Source organism: uncultured Psychroserpens sp., from assembly GCF_947492715.1.
GTDB lineage: Bacteria > Bacteroidota > Bacteroidia > Flavobacteriales > Flavobacteriaceae > Psychroserpens.
Window position 1 is genome coordinate 1 of sequence record NZ_CANLNS010000012.1, and the last position, 13,550, is coordinate 13,550.

Consider the following 13,550-nt stretch of genomic DNA (forward strand, 5'->3'; position numbering starts at 1 on the left):
TGATAGTGATGATCCAAACGATCCAACCGATACAGATAACAATGGAGATGGAGAACCAGATGATCCAACGGATACAGATTTACCACAAACAACGTCATTAAATGTTGTTAAGGTTGCCGATATTTTAGATAATGGTGATGGTGTTGTAGGTGTAGGAGATGTTATTACTTATACGATAACAGTAACCAACGATGGAAACGTGACATTAGATAATGTAACTATTGTAGATACGTTTACAGATGCAAATGGTATTGTTTTAACACTTGATTCTGGTCCAATATTTGTAAGTGCAGATCAAGGTAGTGCAGAAGGTGATTTACTTGCTGGTGAAACAGCAACATATACCGCAACATATACAATTACACAAGATGATGTTGATGCTGGTGGATTGATAAATAGTGTTGTAGCAGATGGAACTGGACCAGATGGAACCACTACAACTGATACAAGTGATGATGGAGACGATACTGATGGAAATACGGAAGATGATCCAACAGAAACTATGACAGATTCTGATTTTGAATTATCAGTAACGAAAGAACTTGATATTGCCGAGCCATTAATTGGTGATGAAGTAACGTTCACAATAACAGTGGCAAACGAAGGGTTTGTAACAGCAACAGGAGTTGTGGTAGAGGACATTCTTCCAAGTGGATATACATTCGTTTCAGCCATTACAACGGCAGGAACATATTCTGAGATTGATGGAGAATGGACTGTCGGACAATTAAATCCAGGTCAAGTTGAAGTTTTACAAATAACTGTTGAAGTTTTAGGCTTTGGTGATTATTTAAATACAGCTACGATTACTCAATTTGCTGGTGGAGACGATCAGAATGAAAATAATAATAGTGATTCAGTTGGTGTAGATCCGATATGTTTAACGATTTACAACGAATTCTCTCCAAATGGAGATGGAGTTAATGAGTTCTTTGTTATCGATTGTATAGAAACTTTCCCTAATAATAAATTAGAGATTTATAACAGATGGGGAAATATTGTTTATGAAACAAGAACTTATAGAAATGATTGGGATGGTACTTCAAATGGAAGAGCTGTTCTTAGTCAAGGAGATAAGCTACCAGTTGGTACATACTACTATGTGATTGATTTAGGAAATGGTTCTGAACCAAGAGTAGGATGGTTATACATAAACAGATAATTAATAACGGCAAGATTAAAAACAATATTAAAATGATACAAAAATCATCATTAGTAAAAGGATTAATACTGTTAGTGTTTTGTGCACTAACCATTAATACTAGTTTTGCGCAGCAAGACCCTCAATATACCCAGTATATGTATAATACGATGAGTGTTAACCCTGCTTACGCTGGACAAAGAGAAGTGTTGAGTGTTACAGGTTTACATAGAACACAATGGGTAGGAATAGATGGAGCGCCTCAAACGCAAACTCTTGGAATCCATGCGCCACTCAGAAATGACAAAATAGGCTTAGGTTTATCTATTGTGAATGACGCTTTAGGTCCGGCAAATGAGACTTATATAGACGCTAATTTTTCATATACGATTCGATTGAATGAGTCACTAACCAAATTATCTTTTGGAGCTAAAGCTGGTGCCCATTTGCTCGATACAGATTGGAGTAGAGGTCGTTTCCAAAATCCTGATGCCGTATTTAATCAAAATATTAGCCTGTTTTCACCTACAATAGGTGCCGGTTTGTATTTGCATAATAGAAAATGGTATATTGGTTTATCTGTACCTAACTTTTTAACTACAGAGCATTATGATGATTTTCAGGAATCTGTAGCTAAGGAACGAATGAACTATTACCTCATTGCAGGTTATGTGTTTGATCTTAGTGAAAATACTAAACTGAAACCAGCAGCCTTGGTGAAAGCCGTTTCAGGAGCGCCGTTAATTGCGGACGTGTCGGCAAACTTCTTGTTCAATAAGAAATTCACTTTAGGTGTAGCATGGAGATGGGATGATTCAGTTAGTGGTCTAGCTGGTTTTCAAGTGACGGATGGCTTATATATTGGTTATTCTTATGACGCAACAACCACTAATTTAAATAATTATAATAGCGGTTCGCATGAAATTATGCTACGTTTTGAATTACAGAAAGTAGGTCGAATATTATCACCAAGATTCTTCTAAAAAAATGATTATGAACACACACAAAATTATATGTATCCTAACGTTGAGCTTGGTTTTTTCAATGGGATACGCTCAAAAAGGAAAAATTAGACAAGCGTCTAAAGAGTATGATAACTTAGCTTACTTGAAAACAAGTGAGATTCTTTTAGAAGTTGCTGAAAATGGCTATACATCTGTGGATTTACTACAAAAATTGGCCAATTCATTCTATTTCAACAATCAAATGGAAGAAGCTGCTAAATGGTATGGAGAACTCATGAAAATGGATGTTGATGGTATTGATCCAGAGTATTACTTTAGATATGCTCAGGCTCTAAAATCGATCGAAAACTATTCAGAATCTGACAAATGGATGAAAAAATTTGCTTCTGAAGATAGAAGTGATTTAAGAGGAAGAGCTTTTTCTTCAACCGTGGATTACCTTGCAATGATTGATGAAGCCAGTAGAGATTTCGAAGTTTATAATTTAGATATTAATTCTGAACTTTCAGATTTCGGGTCTACTCAATATAAAAACCAACTTGTTTTTGCATCGTCTCGTGGTGGCGGTAAAAAGTATAAATGGAACGAACAACCTTACCTCGATCTATTTTCAGCAGATAAACAAGAAGATGGTACTTATAGCAACGTTTCGAAATTTGATAATGATGTAAATACTAAATATCACGAATCTACCGTAGCTTTTACACCAGATGATCAAGTCATGTATTTTACACGTAATAATTATTACAATAAAAAGTATAAAAATAGTGAAGACGGTACCAATCGTTTAAAAATCTTCAAAGCGACTCTAAATGACAATGGTGAATGGGATAACATTGAATCGATTCATTTTAATAGTGATGAATACAGCGTTGCGCACCCAACAATCAATGTACAAGGAACAAAAATGTACTTTGCTTCTGATATGACTGGTACCTTAGGGAAATCAGATATTTTTGAAGTCGATATTAATGATGATGGCACTTTGGGAGAACCCGTTAATCTTGGAGCTGCTGTAAATACTGAAGGCCATGAAACGTTTCCGTTTATTAATTCTGAAGGCGATTTATATTTATCGTCAAATGGATTTAATGGTTTAGGCGGACTAGATGTTTTTGTTATTCGTGATTTTGAAAATAAAAGGGCCTTAAACCAGCCAATGTCTCTTGAAAATGTAGGCCGACCAATAAATAGTTCTATGGATGATTTTGGTTATTATGAAAACCTTGGAACGAAAGAGGGCTTTTTTACATCCAATCGAGAAGGTGGTAAGGGAGACGATGATATTTATAGTTTTACAATTCCAGAATGTGAACAGGTACTTGAAGGTACTGTTAGAGATAAGGAGACAATGGAACTATTGGCAGGAGCCGTTGTGACTTTATTTGATGGCAATGGAAATCAATTACAGCAAATGACAGTTGGAAATGATGCATCATATAAATTTGAAGGCTTAGCCTGCGAAATGGAATTTTTAGTTCGAGGAGAAAAAGATACCTACGCATCAGATGAAAAGCGTTTTTCAACTCCTAAGAAAAAACAAAAACTTGAAATAGAATTATTGCTCGAAAAAGATGAAGTAGCTTTAGAGCCATGTGCAGATTTAGCTAAAATTTTGGACATTCCGATTATCTATTTTGATTTTGATAAATATGACATTCGTTATGATGCCGAAGTTGAGCTACAAAAAGTATTAGCTGTGATGAACAAATATCCAACCATTACAATCGATGTTAGAAGTCATACAGATTGTAGAGGCCCAGCAGCATATAACGAAAAATTATCTGAAAATAGAGCACAGTCTACGCGTCAGTATCTTATTGATAAAGGTATTGCAGCAGATCGCTTAACGGCTAAAGGTTATGGTGAATCGCGATTGGTTAACGATTGTGGTTGTGAACCAACAAATAACTCGTCATGTAGTGAAGAAGAACATCAACTAAATAGACGTAGTGAGTTTATCGTAACGAGTATTAATGGTCAAAAGTGTCCAGAAAATTAATCTAGACACCATAATATCTATTAAATAAAAGTTAAAAGCTGTCTATTTATGGACAGCTTTTTTGTTTCTAGTATTTTTTTTAACATTTAGTTGTTATTTTTGTTAGCTATGACAGAAGAACATGTAATTCTTGTAAATGAAAACGACGAGCAGATAGGTACAATGGCTAAAATGGAAGCTCATGAAAAAGCCATCTTACATCGCGCATTTTCAGTATTTATCTTTAATGATAATAACGAACTAATGTTACAGCAACGTGCAAAACATAAGTACCATTCTCCGTTATTATGGACTAATACATGCTGCAGTCACCAAAGAGTGGGTGAAACAAATATTGAAGCTGGAAAGCGTCGTTTACAAGAAGAAATGGGATTTTCTGTAGATTTAAAAGAGACAATTTCGTTTATATACAAAGCACCTTTTGATAATGGATTAACAGAGCATGAATTTGATCATGTGATGATAGGGCATTATAACAAAGAGCCATTGATTAATTCAGATGAAGTCGAGGCATGGAAGTGGATGCCTATAGAAGCTGTTAAAGTAGATATAGAACTTCACCCAGAACTTTATACGGCATGGTTTAAAATCATTTTCGATAAGTTTTACGAACACATTAATATCATCAAGTAATGCGAGTAACAGTTAGTAGAAAAGCACACTTTAATGCAGCGCATCGCTTATATCGTAGCGACTGGAGTTTTGAAAAGAATGATGAAATCTTCGGAAAGTGTAATAATCCAAACTATCATGGTCACAACTATGAACTTATTGTAAGCGTAACTGGAGAAATTGATAAAGACACAGGATATGTCGTTGATATGAAAATATTAAAAGACATTATAAAATCTGAGGTTGAAGATGCTTTTGATCATAAAAATTTAAACGTAGAAGTCCCAGAATTCAAAAATTTAAATCCTACTGCCGAAAATATAGTGGTTGTTATTTATAATAAAATCAAGCCAAAGTTGAATGAGGATTTCGAGATTGAAGTTACGCTGTATGAAACACCACGTAATTTTGTAAGCTATTCTGGAGAATGAAAACTGAATTATATCCCTTAAAATTCCAACCCATTTTGAAAAACAAGATTTGGGGTGGACAGAAGTTAAAATCACTACTTAACAAAACATCTACATTACCTAATGTTGGAGAAAGTTGGGAAATAAGTGATGTAGAAGGCGACACATCTGTGGTCCTAAATGGTGTATTAAAAGGACAAACACTAAAAATGCTTCTTGATCATTACAAATCAGATTTGTTAGGCGATAGGAATTATAAAACATTTGGAAATAAATTTCCGTTACTCATAAAATTTATTGACGCCAAAGAAGACTTATCTATTCAATTGCACCCTAATGATGAATTGGCTGCGAAGCGCCATAATTCTTTTGGAAAAACAGAAATGTGGTATGTTATGCAAGCTGACGATGATGCCAATTTAATTGTTGGTTTCAATCAAGAAATGACAGCCGAAAAATATCTTAAACACCTAGATGATAAAACGCTTACGGAGATTTTAAACTTCGACAAAGTAAAACAAGGAGACACTTATTTTATAGAAGTTGGTCGCGTTCATGCTATTGGAGCAGGTGTTATGCTTGCCGAAATACAACAAACAAGTGATATAACGTATAGAGTTTATGACTGGGATCGTGTTGATGACCAAGGGAACGAAAGGGAGTTGCATAATGATTTAGCCATTGACGCGTTCGATTTTGAAATGGAAGATAATTTCAGAGTTAGTTATGAGCGTAAAAAGAACCAGTCAAATGAAATGGTAAGCTGTAATTATTTTACAACGAGTATGCTTCATGTTACAGAAACGATATTGAAACAAAACACCAAGGATTCTTTTTTTATTTATATGTGTGTTGAAGGTGAGGCAGTTATCGAAACGGAACATGGTTCTGAGTTATTAAAAACAGGGGAAACTATACTACTTCCCGCAGTGATAAAAACCTATAAAATAACAGCTACTAATGCAAAACTATTAGAAGTTTATGTTTAATTTTGTAGCAAATAAATTTTAAAATTATGGCAAATATTAGAGACCTAAAAAAAGACATTAATTTTGTTTTAGGAGATATTATAGAAGCAGTTTATGTGTGGGAATATAACAACACAGATAAAGGCACAAAAGAGAGTGAGGCTATTATTGATGAAGCAATTGCAACGTTTGACGAATTAATTGCGAAGGTTAATGATAAGAGTGTTGAGAATAAAAAAGCACACTTCAAAGCAATTAACAATGAGCTTGAAGAAAAAGGAAGAGCTTTAATTGATAAATTAAACAAATTAGGATAATTTTTTTTAAGAGTGTTTGCAAATTTAGATTTCAATATTATATTTGCACCTCTTAAAAAGCCGATGTAGCTCAGCTGGCTAGAGCAGCTGATTTGTAATCAGCAGGTCGTGGGTTCGAGTCCCTCCATCGGCTCAAAAAAAAATCCCAAACTTAAGTTTGGGATTTTTTTTTATTTATAGATGACTCTAGTCTTGGTTTTCTTTCGCTAGTTCGTCTTGAGCTTCTTGTCGCTCCTTTATAAAATCATTTAACTGTTTGCCGTATTTTGAACTTTTTATATGAGGTGTAAGCGTGTCATAAATTTGTTGTAAATAACTAATACTAGTATTAGGAATTTCGCTAATAGCCAAGTAAGGAGACACTTCGCTATCACGATGGTTCACAGCAAAGTTAATCGTATAACGATATTTACTTTTTAATAAATTGTCAAATTCTGTTTTAAGAGCATTAGTTTTACTCGTGTCATTCTTTTTTTGAGATTCTAAACTCTCTTTAATCATATCTAGATTTCGGTCATTATAATTAGACATCATATTTAAATATTCGTCTAAAACAGTTTGCTGTTTTGAGCCTTTTACGACAGCATCAAAATTAAACTTCTTTAAAGTAGAACTAATTTCCGTGATTCCCTTATCAGCGAAAAAAGCAATCGTGCCATCTTCGTTATCATTTTTGTCTAACTTTAAGAATAAAACTTCTGGTTCCGGTAGTTCCGAATGAAGAACAAAATTAGAGTCGCCATTCACAGCAATAGAATCTAAAGTTACCATGATGGTGTCTTTTTGTTTCTGTAAATAAACAGTCCCTTTTTTTAAACCTTTGACATGGCCATTAAGTGTAAAATCATGTTGTTCCTCTTTTCCACAAGAAACCATTAAAAGTCCAATCAATATAACAATGCAGTACTTCATTTAATTTTTAAATTTTAAGAGAGCAAATATCACATAATTATTTGTGAAATACTAACCAGCGGCAGCTAATTGCATAAGAGCAGTACAGCCTATAGCAGCTATAGTTCCTATAGCGTAACCAAAAACAGCGAGCAGAACACCTACAGTAGCTAATGATGGATGAAAAGCCGATGCTACAATAGGAGCAGATGCGGCACCTCCAACATTAGCCTGGCTTCCAACCGCTAAAAAGAAATATGGCGCTTTAATAAGTTTGGCAACTCCAATAAGTAATATGGCATGAATAGACATCCAAACGGCACCAATAGCAATAAGTCCTAGGTTATCAAAAATAAGAGTTAAATCCATTTTCATACCAATGGTTGCAACCAAAATATAAATGAATACACTACCAAATTTACTGGCACCTGCGCCTTCGTAATTTTTGGCTTTGGTAAACGATAATAGTATGGCAATCAAGGTAGCGATACTAATCATCCAGAAAAACGAAGATCCTAAGAATGTGAATATATTTTTTGTGGTTTCGTTTTCAATACCGTTTACCATATTTTCAAAGAAAGGTGCTAAAAATCCAGAACATAGATGTGCAATACTAACCGTTCCAAACGCAATTGCACCAATAATCATTATATCTGTAAGTGATGGGTTTCGTTTTACTTTTTCTGAAAAAGTCGATACTTTTTCTTTCAGTTCTTCAATTGACGAGGTATCGGCTTTTAACCATTTATTGATACGATTTCGTTTTCCAATTCCTATTAATATTAGCGCCATCCATACGTTGGCAATAACAATATCAACAAAGACCATTCCGCCGTATAATCGTTGATTATAACCATATATTTCTAACATAGCGGTTTGATTAGCACCACCACCAATCCAACTTCCCGCTAACGTAGATAAGCCTCTCCAAACGGCGTCTGGGCCAACACCTCCAACGGTTTCTGGTGATACGGCAGCAATTAATAAAATGGCAATCGGACCACCTATAACAATACCAAGCGTACCCGTAAAGAACATCACTAAGGCTTTCCAACCTAAGTTGAAAACGGCTTTTAGATCGATACTTAGTGTCATAAGTACAAGTGCTGCGGGCAATAAATAACGACTAGCCATGTAGTATAAACTTGAGCCATGCTCTACGATAGTTTTATCATCTGAAATGCTTTCCCACTCTGGAGCAATTAAACCTGTAGTTGTTAAAACGGCAGGTAACATATATGCTACAAATAACCCAGGAACAATTTTATAAAACTTAGACCAAAAATCTGATTTTATAGATTCAGTTAGGAATACAAAGCCTAATGCTAACATTAGTAAACCAAATACAATAGTGTCTTTTGTAAAGAGTGGAGGTTTTATATACGCTGTTGATGTCTTATTAATCACATCAACGTCTATTTTTTGGCCATTTTTATAAAATTCAAGATTATTAATTTCTAAAATTGGCGTGTCAATAAAACTTTCATCTGGCCTTATAACAACCTGAATGAGGTATTCAGAATTTAAAGCAAATACATTTTCAGAATTAAATTTTACCAAGGCACTATAATTCGAAATCTCACTTACCAATCCTTTATTTTCATGACCAAGGATGTCTTTTATTTTAGCAATAGAATCTTTTGTGGTGACTACAAATGAAAATTCGTCAAAACTGAGGTTTTTTGCTGAAATGGGAATGGCAAAATCTTTAGTGCTATTTTCTTCGACGCTTTCTATGGTTAGCGTTTGTGCTTGTAATGTGCTTGAAAATAAGAGTAGTATTAAAAATAAAATGCTGAAATTGGAAACTGCCTTCATATAAAAAGTTTAGATATGCAAAATACCAAAATAAAAGCGCATAAAAAAAGCGACACTGTTAAGTATCGCTTTCGTTATTTTTTTTTGGCTTGGGCGCTCTGTTTTTTTCTTTGAGGTATTGCATAAGCATCCACTCAATTTGCCCGTTGGTACTTCTGAATTCATCGGAAGCCCATTTTTCGATAGCCTTGAGCATATCTTCATTAATTCGTAATGCAAATGCTTTCTTTTTTGACATTTTATTGTTTTATAAAATCTTCAATTGTTGTTACTAATTCTTCAGACAAAGGCACGTTAGGTGTTGTATAAGAAACCATTTGTTCTGTATCTTCTGTTATAGTTTTAAGCGTATGATTCATGTTTTTGATAATAACTAACTTGGAATTTGGGCTGGCTTTATGCAATACTTCTGCGTCTTCAACAAATACTTGTATGTCTTTATCGCCATTTAAAATCAATATAGGCATTTTTAATTTTTTAATTTCGTCTATAGGATTATACTTCATCCAAGATAAAATAAAAGGTTGAGCAGGTTTATTAAATAAAGCCATTAAGTTAGGGTCTACCTTTTCTATAAATCCTTTTTCTGATAATTCGTTGAAATGTGACTTTACTAAATTAGCAATAGAGTCTCCATTTTGTAATCTCACCTGCTTAACAAGGGCAACATCCAAGGGATGACCAGCTCCTGCTAAAGAAATGTATTTGCTTACGTGTGTCTGATCTGCTAACATGGCAACTAATGATCCTTGACTGTGACCAATAAGCGTTATAGATGAGAAACGTTTGTCATCTTTAAAGCTATTGATGACTATGTTTACATCATCAACGTAATAATTGAACCGCGAGTCTTTAATTACTAATTCTAAATTTTCTGTTGTTGCAGATCGTTTGTCATACCTATAAAACGCAATATTTCGAACAGCTAAACTGTCACTAAGCTGCTTAATATAATTTGGATTGGCGCCAGCGCTAGCTTGATTACCATCTCTATCGACATTTCCAGAGCCATGAACGAAAATCACCAATGGTTGTTGGTTTAAGTTGCTGTTGTATGTTAACGTTCCTGGTAATTTAATAGTTCCGTTTTCTAGAAGAATATCCTCAGATATTAAACCTTGTTGAGAAAAACAAGCGTTAGTAACGCCTAAAACGAATACAACATATAAATATATTATTCTTACAATCATGATTTATTTATTTTTCTACTATAAATTAAAATGAAAACTGGAAGCATAACGCTAATGCCAATTGTAACAGGGATAAACCACGACCCTAAATTACTAGGATTGCCTTTAGTAGACTGAATGGTGTGAAAAGCTATTACAGCAAAAATTAAAATGACAAATAAATTTGTAAAACGCAGTATTCTTGTACTTAAACGATAGTTTTTTAAAGCATTGTCTTCTGTGATATTAACCATGTAATTATGAATGTGTGGAAACTTGTTTAAAATAGATAAACCCACAAACATGATAAGACCAAAACTTGGTAAAAGCCATAAAAAAGATTTTTGACTATGCCCATCAACTTCTCCTTTTGCATTAAAATGAGAAGGAATAATATCTGGCAAATCTGAATATGACATAAATGTATAGATGAAAAGTAACAATAATATGGTAACTGTTATTAAATCTACAATCATGTCTAAAGTCTCATATGGGACTTTTATTCTTGGTCTATTCGTTTTCATTTTACCTGTTTTTATCACGTTCAAAAATAACGCTACCCCAACCTTGGGTAATAGTGTTGACGGTCCAACCTTCTCTTGAGTATTGATTGAGTAAATCTTCAAAATGTTTAGTTCTATTTCTAAGACCTAATTTTGGTACAACTACTTTATATTCTTTCATCTTTTTAGCTTATGATTGTTCGTTATTTTTTGATTGATTATCACCTTTAAATACGAGTAATGCTAATACGACACCAATACCTGTTCCTATGGCAGAACCATAAACAACACCCATGGCTATATCACCAATAACGGCTCCTATTGTAGTGCCAATACTACTGCCTATGGCACTACCAATTGCAATACTGTATATTTGATTTTTATTCATTTTAGTGATTTAGTGTTCCCGTGTTTAATACTGGTGAAGCGTCTTTATCTCCACAAAGAATAACCATTAAATTGCTTACCATTGCAGCTTTACGTTCTTCGTCTAAATCTACAATTTGTTTTTTACCAAGTTCTTCTAAAGCCATTTCTACCATACTAACAGCACCTTCGACGATTTTATGTCTTGCTGCTACAATAGCTGTTGCCTGCTGACGTTTTAACATCGCGTTTGCTATTTCTTGAGCATAAGCCAGATAACCAATTCGAGCTTCTAAAACTTCAATTCCTGCAATAGCTAAACGTTCCTCAATCTCTTTTTCCAAGGCATTACTTACCTCATTTACACTAGAGCGTAATGTAATGTCTTCGTCATGGCCTTCATCTGCGAAATTATCATAAGGATACATACTTGCGAGTTTACGTACTGCAGCATCTGTTTGTACGCGAACAAAGTTTTCGTAGATGTCTACATCGAATGCAGCTTTATATGTATTATGTACACGCCATACAAGAATTGTACTTATCATTATAGGGTTTCCGAGTTTATCATTTACTTTTAAACGTTCACTGTCAAAATTTCTAGCACGTAAAGAAATTTTCTTTTTTGTATAAAAAGGGTTTACCCAATAAAATCCATTCTTTTTTACTGTGCCAATATATTTTCCAAATAACAATAGTACACGAGAACCATTAGGTTGTACCATAATAAATCCGGGTGCAATAATAATTGCTATTGGAAGTATTATTAAATACTCTGGGTTTTCTGTTGCAATGGCTGTAACTATTGATCCAAAGAATAATATAAGAAATACAAAAAGCATCAAGTAACCGTTTGCTGGGACTATTATTTTCTCTTCTTTCATCTGATTAGGTTTTAATTAAATAATTCAATATGATATTATTTTGATATCAAATGTACATCAAATATTTTTAATCTACAAATTGAGTTTGGCACGCCATTTGCTATATGTAAATTGTAAATGCTTATGAAGATGTTAGACAAGGAGTGATTACCTTATATAACGGAGTAACATTTATCATTTGGTTGGTTAGTTAGTAAAAACGCATCTCAGACTTTGAGATGCGTTTTTAACATTTAGTATGTAAATGAATGTTATTTTTTCAGTATAAAACTAGATACTATTGTTACGAGTTCTTCGGAAATTTTTCTAAAAGACTCATTGTAAGATTTGGAATTTTCAAGCTCATCACCTGGAATAATAAATAACACATGATTCATGTTCTTTATAATTTCTATTTCAGATTTACCTGAAGATTGATTTAGAATTTTTGCCTCATCCACAGAAACTTGTAAATCTTTAGTCCCGTTTATTATGAGAATAGGCATGTCCAGAGATTTAATAATATCTTGAGGATTGTATTGCATCCAGTTCATGATAAAAGGTTGAACATCTGCTCTAAAAATTGAGCTCAAGGCTTGTGGGTAATTCGTAGTTAATTGACCTTGTTTTAAACTTTCAAATGCCTTCTTAGTGTCTGCCTCTAACGAAGGATCCATTGCAGTTATTTGCTCTGTAATTACTGCATCAATAGATTTACTCGCACCAGCAAGGGAAATAAAACCATCGGCTTTATCTTTAGCGGCCAACATACCAACCAAACTGCCTTGTCCATGACCAATAACATAAACTTTAGAGTAGCTTTCTTGCGCTTTAAAATAATCGATAACAGCTGTTGCATCAGATACAAAATCATCAAAAGAAATATTAGGGTCTATTTTCTTTTTTAGAATTTGCTTTACAATGCGCTTATCATATCTAAAAGTAGCTATGCCTTTATTGGAAAGAGATTCTGCCAGTTTTTTTAACGAATTATTATTGGAGAAATTTTGATTTCCGTTTCTATCTGTAGGTCCGTAATCGGCAATAATAATAGCCAGTGTGGGTTTCTCAACATCATTTGGGACTAATAAGGTACCATCAATTAGTTTATTTACTGCTACTTCTTGAGCCACAAACTTAGGTTTTTGAGCATAGAGCATACTGCCAAAACATAAGAAGAGAACAGCGATGTAATATTTCATAGTCGTTTTTTTTATGATATCAATTATAGATGTACCAAAGTTAACTAAAAATCATAACGAAAATTATGTCTTTTTATGACACTAACTCTAAATTTTTTTAATTTTCAAGACTGCATTTCATCGATGAAATGCAATATTTCATCTTGAAATGTTAAAGTTAAGTGTATTTCATCGATTAATTATGTATTTTAACTTATAAATTAGAATAGAGTTTTATATTTGAAGTGTACTAAAATTTAGTTTTTAGTTCAATGGATTAATTAATTAATATTTGCATATGTGATGGCTTAGTGACCCTAAATCTACCACATATTTAAAAAGCA

16 protein-coding genes and 1 tRNA gene are annotated in these 13,550 nt (G+C 33.6%); 8 read left to right on the plus strand and 9 right to left on the minus strand.

The window, feature by feature from the left end:
- The 8 genes from Q0787_RS18840 to Q0787_RS18875 form a co-directional block, all read left to right on the plus strand.
- Positions 1-1,162 (plus strand): gliding motility-associated C-terminal domain-containing protein (locus Q0787_RS18840; RefSeq protein WP_298904886.1); only part of this gene is annotated, 1,162 nt, incomplete at its 5' end.
- 32 nt (positions 1,163-1,194) lie between these two features.
- Positions 1,195-2,124, plus strand: a complete 930-nt coding sequence (locus Q0787_RS18845) for a type IX secretion system membrane protein PorP/SprF (protein WP_298904889.1) — start codon at positions 1,195-1,197, stop codon at positions 2,122-2,124.
- Between the two features lie 10 nt (positions 2,125-2,134).
- Positions 2,135-4,108: an OmpA family protein gene (locus Q0787_RS18850; protein ID WP_298904893.1), complete on the plus strand. Its 1,974-nt coding sequence runs from the start codon at positions 2,135-2,137 to the stop codon at positions 4,106-4,108.
- Between the two features lie 108 nt (positions 4,109-4,216).
- Positions 4,217-4,741: an isopentenyl-diphosphate Delta-isomerase gene (gene idi / locus Q0787_RS18855; RefSeq protein WP_298904896.1), complete on the plus strand. Its 525-nt coding sequence runs from the start codon at positions 4,217-4,219 to the stop codon at positions 4,739-4,741.
- Positions 4,741-5,151, plus strand: a complete 411-nt coding sequence (locus Q0787_RS18860) for a 6-carboxytetrahydropterin synthase (protein ID WP_298904898.1) — start codon at positions 4,741-4,743, stop codon at positions 5,149-5,151. The genes idi and Q0787_RS18860 overlap by 1 nt, the downstream gene beginning before the upstream one ends.
- Positions 5,148-6,119: a type I phosphomannose isomerase catalytic subunit gene (locus Q0787_RS18865; protein ID WP_298904901.1), complete on the plus strand. Its 972-nt coding sequence runs from the start codon at positions 5,148-5,150 to the stop codon at positions 6,117-6,119. Before Q0787_RS18860 ends, Q0787_RS18865 begins: the two co-directional genes overlap by 4 nt.
- Positions 6,120-6,145: 26 nt before the next feature.
- Positions 6,146-6,415 carry a hypothetical protein gene (locus Q0787_RS18870; RefSeq protein ID WP_298904904.1) on the plus strand — a complete coding sequence of 90 codons (270 nt, stop codon included), beginning with the start codon at positions 6,146-6,148 and terminating at the stop codon, positions 6,413-6,415.
- 59 nt (positions 6,416-6,474) lie between these two features.
- Positions 6,475-6,548, plus strand: a tRNA-Thr gene (locus Q0787_RS18875).
- Positions 6,549-6,601: 53 nt separating this feature from the next.
- On the opposite strand, the gene Q0787_RS18880 is transcribed toward Q0787_RS18875, so the two are convergent.
- The 9 genes from Q0787_RS18880 to Q0787_RS18920 form a co-directional block, all read right to left on the minus strand.
- Positions 6,602-7,327 (minus strand): DUF4369 domain-containing protein, encoded by a 726-nt coding sequence (locus tag Q0787_RS18880; RefSeq protein WP_298904907.1) that lies wholly within the window; start codon positions 7,325-7,327, stop codon positions 6,602-6,604.
- A gap of 51 nt (positions 7,328-7,378) precedes the next feature.
- Complete coding sequence (locus tag Q0787_RS18885; protein ID WP_298905006.1) at positions 7,379-8,638, minus strand: DUF819 family protein; 1,260 nt, start codon at positions 8,636-8,638, stop codon at positions 7,379-7,381.
- Positions 8,639-9,182: 544 nt separating this feature from the next.
- Positions 9,183-9,362 (minus strand): Arc family DNA binding domain-containing protein, encoded by a 180-nt coding sequence (locus tag Q0787_RS18890; RefSeq protein ID WP_298904910.1) that lies wholly within the window; start codon positions 9,360-9,362, stop codon positions 9,183-9,185.
- A 1-nt stretch (position 9,363) separates the two neighbouring features.
- Positions 9,364-10,314: an alpha/beta hydrolase gene (locus Q0787_RS18895; protein WP_298904912.1), complete on the minus strand. Its 951-nt coding sequence runs from the start codon at positions 10,312-10,314 to the stop codon at positions 9,364-9,366.
- Positions 10,311-10,817 (minus strand): DUF1648 domain-containing protein, encoded by a 507-nt coding sequence (locus Q0787_RS18900; protein WP_298904915.1) that lies wholly within the window; start codon positions 10,815-10,817, stop codon positions 10,311-10,313. The genes Q0787_RS18895 and Q0787_RS18900 overlap by 4 nt, the downstream gene beginning before the upstream one ends.
- A 1-nt stretch (position 10,818) precedes the next feature.
- Positions 10,819-10,977: a hypothetical protein gene (locus Q0787_RS18905; RefSeq protein WP_298904918.1), complete on the minus strand. Its 159-nt coding sequence runs from the start codon at positions 10,975-10,977 to the stop codon at positions 10,819-10,821.
- A 9-nt stretch (positions 10,978-10,986) separates the two neighbouring features.
- A complete protein-coding gene (locus Q0787_RS18910; RefSeq protein ID WP_298904920.1) occupies positions 10,987-11,184 on the minus strand; it encodes a hypothetical protein in 198 nt (65 codons plus the stop codon).
- A 1-nt stretch (position 11,185) separates the two neighbouring features.
- Positions 11,186-12,046, minus strand: a complete 861-nt coding sequence (locus Q0787_RS18915) for an SPFH domain-containing protein (RefSeq protein ID WP_298904923.1) — start codon at positions 12,044-12,046, stop codon at positions 11,186-11,188.
- A gap of 251 nt (positions 12,047-12,297) precedes the next feature.
- A complete protein-coding gene (locus Q0787_RS18920) occupies positions 12,298-13,227 on the minus strand; it encodes an alpha/beta hydrolase (protein WP_298904926.1) in 930 nt (309 codons plus the stop codon).
- Positions 13,228-13,550: the final 323 nt, after the last annotated feature.

Bases quoted from the DNA above. Each gene is read 5' to 3' on its own strand.
- Q0787_RS18845 (WP_298904889.1), top strand. From the start codon at position 1,195: ATGATACAAAAATCATCATTAGTAAAAGGATTAATACTGTTAGTGTTT.
- Q0787_RS18850 (WP_298904893.1), top strand. From the start codon at position 2,135: ATGAACACACACAAAATTATATGTATCCTAACGTTGAGCTTGGTTTTT.
- idi (WP_298904896.1), top strand. From the start codon at position 4,217: ATGACAGAAGAACATGTAATTCTTGTAAATGAAAACGACGAGCAGATA.
- Q0787_RS18860 (WP_298904898.1), top strand. From the start codon at position 4,741: ATGCGAGTAACAGTTAGTAGAAAAGCACACTTTAATGCAGCGCATCGC.
- Q0787_RS18865 (WP_298904901.1), top strand. From the start codon at position 5,148: ATGAAAACTGAATTATATCCCTTAAAATTCCAACCCATTTTGAAAAAC.
- Q0787_RS18870 (WP_298904904.1), top strand. From the start codon at position 6,146: ATGGCAAATATTAGAGACCTAAAAAAAGACATTAATTTTGTTTTAGGA.
- Q0787_RS18880 (WP_298904907.1), bottom strand. From the start codon at position 7,327: ATGAAGTACTGCATTGTTATATTGATTGGACTTTTAATGGTTTCTTGT.
- Q0787_RS18885 (WP_298905006.1), bottom strand. From the start codon at position 8,638: ATGTTAGCATTAGGCTTTGTATTCCTAACTGAATCTATAAAATCAGAT.
- Q0787_RS18890 (WP_298904910.1), bottom strand. From the start codon at position 9,362: ATGTCAAAAAAGAAAGCATTTGCATTACGAATTAATGAAGATATGCTC.
- Q0787_RS18895 (WP_298904912.1), bottom strand. From the start codon at position 10,314: ATGATTGTAAGAATAATATATTTATATGTTGTATTCGTTTTAGGCGTT.
- Q0787_RS18900 (WP_298904915.1), bottom strand. From the start codon at position 10,817: ATGAAAACGAATAGACCAAGAATAAAAGTCCCATATGAGACTTTAGAC.
- Q0787_RS18905 (WP_298904918.1), bottom strand. From the start codon at position 10,977: ATGAAAGAATATAAAGTAGTTGTACCAAAATTAGGTCTTAGAAATAGA.
- Q0787_RS18910 (WP_298904920.1), bottom strand. From the start codon at position 11,184: ATGAATAAAAATCAAATATACAGTATTGCAATTGGTAGTGCCATAGGC.
- Q0787_RS18915 (WP_298904923.1), bottom strand. From the start codon at position 12,046: ATGAAAGAAGAGAAAATAATAGTCCCAGCAAACGGTTACTTGATGCTT.
- Q0787_RS18920 (WP_298904926.1), bottom strand. From the start codon at position 13,227: ATGAAATATTACATCGCTGTTCTCTTCTTATGTTTTGGCAGTATGCTC.